The sequence below is a fragment of the uncultured Anaerovibrio sp. genome (assembly GCF_947302755.1).
GTDB lineage: Bacteria > Bacillota > Negativicutes > Selenomonadales > Selenomonadaceae > Anaerovibrio.
The window spans coordinates 1-7,784 of the sequence record NZ_CAMYWM010000120.1 but is presented as its reverse complement, the minus strand read 5'-3'; the positions used below and the strand labels follow the sequence as shown (position 1 = coordinate 7,784).

Annotated in this window: 5 protein-coding genes; 1 reads left to right on the top strand and 4 read right to left on the bottom strand. The window is 39.9% G+C overall.

Annotated features, from left to right (window positions below):
* Positions 1–69 precede the first annotated feature (69 nt).
* Positions 70–297 carry a Bax inhibitor-1/YccA family protein gene (locus Q0Y54_RS12675; protein WP_366072660.1) on the top strand — a complete coding sequence of 76 codons (228 nt, stop codon included), beginning with the start codon at positions 70–72 and terminating at the stop codon, positions 295–297.
* A gap of 2,076 nt (positions 298–2,373) precedes the next feature.
* Here Q0Y54_RS12675 and rfbG read toward each other — a convergent pair.
* From rfbG to Q0Y54_RS10355, 4 genes are all read right to left on the bottom strand, one after another.
* Entirely contained in the window at positions 2,374–4,056 is a 1,683-nt protein-coding gene (gene rfbG / locus Q0Y54_RS12670) for a CDP-glucose 4,6-dehydratase (RefSeq protein WP_366072658.1), read from the bottom strand.
* A gap of 83 nt (positions 4,057–4,139) precedes the next feature.
* Complete coding sequence (locus Q0Y54_RS10365) at positions 4,140–5,615, bottom strand: glycosyltransferase family 2 protein (RefSeq protein ID WP_297967374.1); 1,476 nt, start codon at positions 5,613–5,615, stop codon at positions 4,140–4,142.
* A gap of 463 nt (positions 5,616–6,078) precedes the next feature.
* Positions 6,079–7,101 (bottom strand): CatB-related O-acetyltransferase, encoded by a 1,023-nt coding sequence (locus Q0Y54_RS10360; RefSeq protein WP_297967372.1) that lies wholly within the window; start codon positions 7,099–7,101, stop codon positions 6,079–6,081.
* A gap of 54 nt (positions 7,102–7,155) precedes the next feature.
* Positions 7,156–7,731: an FkbM family methyltransferase gene (locus Q0Y54_RS10355; RefSeq protein WP_297967367.1), complete on the bottom strand. Its 576-nt coding sequence runs from the start codon at positions 7,729–7,731 to the stop codon at positions 7,156–7,158.
* Positions 7,732–7,784 lie beyond the last annotated feature (53 nt).

The window sequence follows — 7,784 nt, the reverse complement described above, 5'->3', positions numbered from 1 at the left end:
AGCGTGGGCGTGGGCCTGTTCAGCTTCCTGGGCTCGCTGATTCCGGCGATCCGGAATACGGATCTTTTCATGGGCGTCAGCGGCGCAATAAACACGCCGGGAGTCAGCATCGGGATCTCGATCGTGTTTGTCATCATAGCAGCGCTGTTTTTGCTGGTCGACTTTGACACGATTGAACGCTGCGTGGAAAACGGAGTGGATAAACAATACGAATGGATGGCCGCCTGGGGACTTGCCTCAAATGGTGCATCCCACTTGGTTATTTCACCAGTAGATTTATTTAGCTTCAAAAATTGATTTCCCCAATTCGGCACTATATACAGATACTTCTCGTTATAGGCCGTAGAACCAAGAGGCTGTATGTCACACTCATAATGCATTCCCGGATGATAGCAGGTAAAGCCCTCTGGAAATCCACAATACTTTTTAATACTGTCATTATTCGGGTTCCATTTCCAGATTTCCTGCCCCTGGGCTGCGTACATCCAAATATAATCTCCATCTGGAAACAATACATTAAATCCGCCTTGTGAGCGATTCGGTTCAAGTTCACGGACATCAACAGAAAGTGTTTTGGGGTCAACTATAAGCTGCTTGGCACTAGTGATAGCTGAAATATATAGTTTATCCTTAAATACACAGGAGCCACCAGCCAGCCATACATCGTTGAACTGCACGCTGACAATGCCTTTCATACCATCAATATATGATACTGTATCATCTCTGGTGTCAAGACATACAAGAGCAGGATAACGCAATGGTAACAAAAAAATCTTATCTCCAACCATACGGGAGCCGGCAAACAGGCCACCATGATTTTCTTCATTTCTCAAAGGAATGGTTTTAATAATTTTGTGGTCCTGTATAACCAAGATATTCTGTATGCTTGAAGGACACACATAAATCTTATCATCCTTAACCCAAACTGTGCTGTAATAACCACCATCTTGATCATCATGGAGGCGGCAATAAAATTCGTAGTTATAATCATGATTTGGTGAATGAAGCAGGCAGTTATTCCAGGTTATAATCCAATCTCCTATATAATGGGCAAATCCGTTAACAGCCTTCCCCCGCCAATCCTCAGGCTCTGGGAGCTCGTGTATCTGATTATCCAATGCAAAGATTGGTTTTCCAGCCACGCCAAATAAGGACGTAACACTTGTACCAATGTCGCCAATATACACGTCAGACCAGGCAATGGCCGTTTCAATAAGCGGTGTATCATCATAAATTCCAATATCGTGACTTATAAAGAAATTCAATAATTTCTCATATTCCGGAATCGCAGGCTGGCGAATGGATTTTATTGTGGAGAAAAGCAATGGATGTGGGCGCCACAACAAGCAAGCATCATTCCTCTTTGCAAACATGTTGAACACATAGGCCATTTTTTGTAAAAAGGCCCCAGTATCTGCCATCAGTCCTCCCAAACTGGTATTAAAGAAATAAACCTTCTTCCCCCGCATCTTCTCCACCCACTCCTGAGGTGGTGCCGGTGGATTCTGACAATAATTAATCACTTTATCAAACTTAGGAGAGCCTAAAGGATAAACCTTATGCCGAATGGATTCATCAAAAAATCCCACCAGGCGCTCTGCTTGCACAAATATTGCTTCCACATGCTCATAGGCCGGAAGCATTGCCTGACTTTCTGCCATACCACCAGTAGTACTGTAATAAGGAATATAATATAAATGCTTGGTGGCATGCTTCAATTCCCGGGAACAGTAATTACTGTCAATGGCTGCAACAAAGTTGGCATCATCATAGGGATTATGAATAAAAATAGCATCTGGCTGAAGCTCTTTAAGCCTCTCCAAGGTATACTCATGCCAATCGAGAACCGGAACATAATCAGGGAACAAATCTGCTTCACAACGTCTTTCCCCAATCTCGCCATCAGAATTGCGCTCATAATATGGAATGGGCACCACATAGGCATTACAATGCTCTTTGTCATCCACAGCCGCCTGCCATACGCTTTCCAGGCTATCCCACATGGATGCCTTATAAGGCAGGAAAAAGATTTCCTTTTTTATGTATACCTCATCCCGAAGATATTGCTGTACGCATTCCACTATCTCCTGGCAAAGAGCACGGCACTGGCCCAAATCATCAGAATCAAGCTGCTGCCAATCCGTTTCCTCTATTATCTGCCCCAAGGAGCCAACCATATCATGGTACTGTTCATAACGTACAGCAGGCAGATCTTTCTCGCATTTGTCGTCAACACTCTGCAAAATATCCAGCACCATCTGGCGTTGTTCCCTATTTTGCCAGTCTATCTGCTGAAAAATCTGCAGCAAAGATGCTAGAAGCTCTATTAGTTCCTTTTGTACTGCCCTATCCATCATATACAACACGCCCTATCTAAGCTCTTAGCCGCTTTAATAACTCATCAGCCATATATTTCATTGCTTCATCATTTGGGTGCAGAGCCACGCCGGCATGATTAACAATATATGGTTTACCGTCATCCCCATAGACAGTGGCCCCCATCCCCACACGATACTCTTTTCCTTGTATGAACTTAAGGGAAATATATTCAGCGGATACTAATGAGCATATTTTTTCTTTTATTTCGTCCAACAAATCATTTTTCCAAATATTTCCATAAACAAAAATACGTTTATCAGGGGAGGAGTTTTCACGGATGTAGCTCATCAATTCATAGAAATCATCGACCATCGCCTTCATATCCGTCAGTTCATTTGTATTTTCCCCTAACTGAACAATTATAAATTCATACTTGCTAAAATCATATTTATCCAATAATTGCAAAGTTTCCTGACGGTCGTAGGATTGAATTTCCCAGATGGAAAACTGTGCTATCTCTGGCTCTATAGGAGTATCACCTCTAAGACCTTTTGCTATAAGATGCGCATAATCATTCTCTTTTCTTGAAGCGCCCATCCCCCATTCGCCATGCCAATAACTGCATTTTCCATGATAAGCTATTGAATTGCCAATAACCAAAAATTTTCTTGCTGCTTTTCCCGAAGTCAGCCCCCAAAAGTCGTTTATTTGTTGCTCCATCAGAAGATTAATATCATTCTTTTGCTGCCAGCATTTTGCCCATTCCACAGTCTTGGCGATAGCCTCGTCAATGTGCCACTTTGGCTGCCAATTTAATGCTGCCTTAAACTTCGAACAGTCCAGCTTTAGGAAATTCGCCTCATGGGGTCCTTCCACATGCACATCCTCCCAGGATGCTCCCTTGCCCCATTTTCTGCAAAACAGCGAAACAAGTGCGCCTGTGTTAACACAGTCACACTCATCAGGTCCCACATTATATGAATCCGCCAGATCAATATTATCATACTGCTTTTGGGCCAAGAGAATGTATGCATACAAGGGCTCTAATACATGCTGATATGGTCTGGTAGAAAACGGATTTCTTACCGAAATAACTTCATTATTGTACACAGCCCGAATACAATCAGGAATAATACGATTTACAGAAAAGTCGCCACCCCCAATAACATTACCGGCCCTGGCAGTGGATATGGCTATTGCACGATTAGCAAAGAAGCTCTTTTTGTAGCTGGAGGTTACCAATTCAGAGCAGCTTTTACTGTTGGAATAGGGGTCAAAGCCATTAAGGGGCTCATCCTCGCGATAGCCCCATGCCCATTCTTTATTCTCATAAACCTTGTCCGTGGTGATATTCACTACAGAACACACACTTTCCGTCTGGCGAATACATTCCATCAGATTAACAGTGCCCATAACATTAGTGCAGTAGGTACCCACCGGGTCCTTATAGCTTAGAGTTACAATAGGCTGAGCCGCCAAGTGAAACACAATCTCTGGCTGGAAATCCTGAAAGACCTTATGCAGCTTTTCCAAATCCCGCACATCGCCAACAACTGTCTTCACACGACCGCCAAAGTCCAGACTATCAAATACTTTTTTTCCTTCTTCAGTTGGAAAATCAATAGAATATCCCAGCACATGGGCCCCCAGCATTGAGAGAATCTTGCAGAGCCACATTCCCTTAAAACCAGTATGACCAGTTATTAATACCTTTTTATTTTTATAGAAATTATCCACTACGAAACAACCTCCCATGACAGAGCTTAAAGTTCCAAGGATTCCACACAATCATAAACGGATAAATTATCTAAATCAGCTTCCTAAAGGAGTTCCGTAGGAAATACCAGAAATAAATTTTGTGGTAAAATTATTTTTAAAATATCTTTTTCTTTCCATTTATAATTTTCAATCATTTCCGACAGATGTAAATCTTGCGGTACGCTTCTAAGCAACATTCCAGAAACGCCTCCTGTCAAATTATATGGTGTATCCTTTATTGCATTCCAAATATCAAGTCCAGAACGTGCCGAAAAAGAATCTGCCACAACATCCACCCCAGGGTAGTCACTGCTATTAGAATAAGTTAAGTTAATATTGAACTCCTTGTGAATATATAAAGCAGCAGCTTCTCTCTCCAAGCAATCCGGGATGAATTTTCTTCCAGGACTCACCAGCTTTACAAAGCCTTTAGGCGTTACATCATCATTTAACCCCACAATTGAAATTCTGCTGTCACATGTTAAAAGAGCTTTCTTTACTTCTTCATCTATATCATCAGCAGCAATTATAACAAGCTCCCACTTCTGCAGGGTTTGATTTAGCAGACTGCCTATAGTATCCACAGCAGCATCAACATCCAGACTCAACGGCATAATAATCGTTACAGGGGATATCTTATCAATAGCCTTCTCTATGGCATATCTATCACATATTTTTTCAGCCAGCTTCATCACTCTTGAAAGTACATTGATAGGTCTGGAATCTGTATATTTCAATTGGATATTCTGAGAATAGAGCTTACCTACAAATTGACTTTCAGGAATAGTGGGAATTGCATAATCGTTGTCATAAATTTTATCAAAAGCCTTCTTCCATCCTCCTGCGGATATAGTTGTTGCAGAATATTTCATTACATTAGTCAACCAACCCACAGCATTTTTAGACATATACTGCCCCTGACTTCTATATGGAAAATGAGCTAATATGAAATCCAAAGATCTCGGGGAGGGCACTATGTGTTCCGCTCCATTATCTGCTTTTACTATTAATCCGTGCTGTCCCTGAATCAATCGTACATCTTGATTTCTGACAAAGCTCCCCCTAACCATAATCTTGGTCATAGCATTTTCGGTTTTTGATCGATTGCACAATCTATTTAGTAAAAATACATCTCTATCATGCTCTGTATCGACCAATTCATGCTCCATCCAATTTAAAGATATGACATCCTCTGTAATCTCTCCGATAATAGAACGGCAATCAGCACCATCCCTTGGAATTAAAAATTCATCTATATCAAAAGGCAAAATCCAATCAGCATCCAATTCATTGGCAGCTACTTTAACAAGATTAGTCATTACCTCAGCTTGAATATACTCAATTGAAGAAAATTGGTCAACAATTAATGATGGATATTCTGATTGTAATTCACCAAGTATTTTACCTGTATCATCATCACTGTTATGATCAACAATAATCATCCCATCCACAAATGTCATATAATATCGCACAAAACTCTCGATAATATCGGCTTCATTCTTTGCCATGGATACTACAATAATTTTGTCCAATGCCATTAGACCTCCCTGCAATAGATATGTATTCAATACTGTTTTGTTACAACATTTTCATAATAATCAACCATTAAATATTTTAGTCATAATTAGACAATATTTCATCAATATTTTTATCATAATTAGCTGTACTTAACTGAATATCACATACAGAAATATTATTGCTCCATAGCTTATTGGTAAACAATCTATGCTTCTTTACGAGTGCACTAATAAAATCATCTCCAAAGAGTTTAATGAGTGGCAAGTAATTAAATACCCACCCTACATCAAAGGCCTTTAATGCTGGATCCCATTTATCAGGCCACAATATATTCAGCTTAATTCTGTCTGAAGTATTCAAGGCACACACACTTTGGCTTATTCTTAGTCAAAAGCTCCATGCGGCTGCCACGCCCACCAGCTTGTATTACAATGTAATCTATCAAAAGTACATTCCTCCTAAATTTCATGGCAGTAAATGACTCTATTCAAAAATCTCATCCTCATATCCATAGACCAACTTTGCACCATAATCACAGGCTATGTCACTCAATACCAATGTTTGATAATTCTTTGTCATAATTAGGTAATCTATATTGGGCAGTACATCCAATGGTGGTTTGCCATTACCTTTATATTGTATAACCTGGGAGCCATCTTCCGCACTGTAATGCATTGCTTGTAGTGTACTATCAATGACTCCACCATATTCATACACATCTATTATCAAAATCGACTTTTGCTTTTTTCTTACTAGAAACTGCTTTAGCACATTGTTCATAAGAATATCTACTTCATTTGTATCATCCTCATACTGAAGTGATACAAAATATATACCAAAGCCAACGGATTTCAAATCTTTTAGTTCTTGTGCTAAACCTATGGAAACAGCCTCATACTCATCGCTATAGTTCTCATCTGCAAAAGACATCACATCATCCATAGTCTTAGGCAATGTAAGGCTCTTAATCTTTTCCACAGGCCAGTACCACCATTTAATTTTCTGTAATTTCTCAATTACTTCTTTAGGAAATCTGTATTTGATAACCTTTGCTGGTACACCTGCAACTACTGCATAAGGTGGGACATCCTTCGTCACCACAGTGCGTGCTCCTATAACCGCACCATTCCCTATATGAACACCACCCATAATAGTACACCCAAAGCCAATCCATACATCATGACCAATAACAATTTGTTGTTTGGTTCCACCTACCTTATTGGCAAAATAATCTTTCAGCGGATCCTGACTGCTGTCACAATCAAGCTGCCCGATGGGGTATGTGGTAAGTCCATGAATTTCATGTTCCATCCCCAGTAAGAATACGTTTTCGTATGATATGGAGCAGTAATTTCCAATCATAAGATGGCCAGCACTAGTACTTGCATCAAAATAAGAACCACCAATATAACTACCTCTACCTATAGTAACTATATGGTGATCATAATGAACATATTTACGAACCGCTGACGGAAACGGTTCTCCTATCAACAATTGTGTTCTCACATTATCGCCTCTAAAAACCTGTATTAGGTTATTTATATTTCCCTTCACCACATATCATGATACACCACAAACAAAAAAGAAATTCGTTTCCACGGTTTCCTCGGTCATTTCCGCGAACGGAATTAATTCCCCATCATGTAATGTATAACAGGAATATCCCAATGATTGCATGTACTCAATTATCTCATTAGGATGATAACCAAACCTTGCCGCATGCTTACGCAACATTTCACAATAAACAGTAGGATGATATTTTTTTAGTACTTCTGCTCCGCCAAGCAAGACATTTTTTTCATTACCCTCCACATCTATTTTAATGAAGTTTACTCTATCAATATTGTTTTCTACTACATATTCATCCAAGGTTGTTACCTTACATTCAACCTTATCCATTTTCTTAACCCCGGTGTAATGACCATCCACACTTTCCTGCATATAGAACTCGTCCATATTGGGTTGCATGGAAGCAGCCTCATTCTCTCCAGGCAGATAAAAATCAAAAGTACCAGCCTTATCAGACATTCCTACATTTACGGGATATATTTTTTCCGGCAATCCGTTTAATTCAAGATTATGCTTCATTTTGGCAAAGGTATCCGGCAATGGTTCGAAAGCATATATTTTACTCACTCAACTTTCCCACCACAAAAATAAAGCCAATTCCTTGAAAATATTGGTGTCGC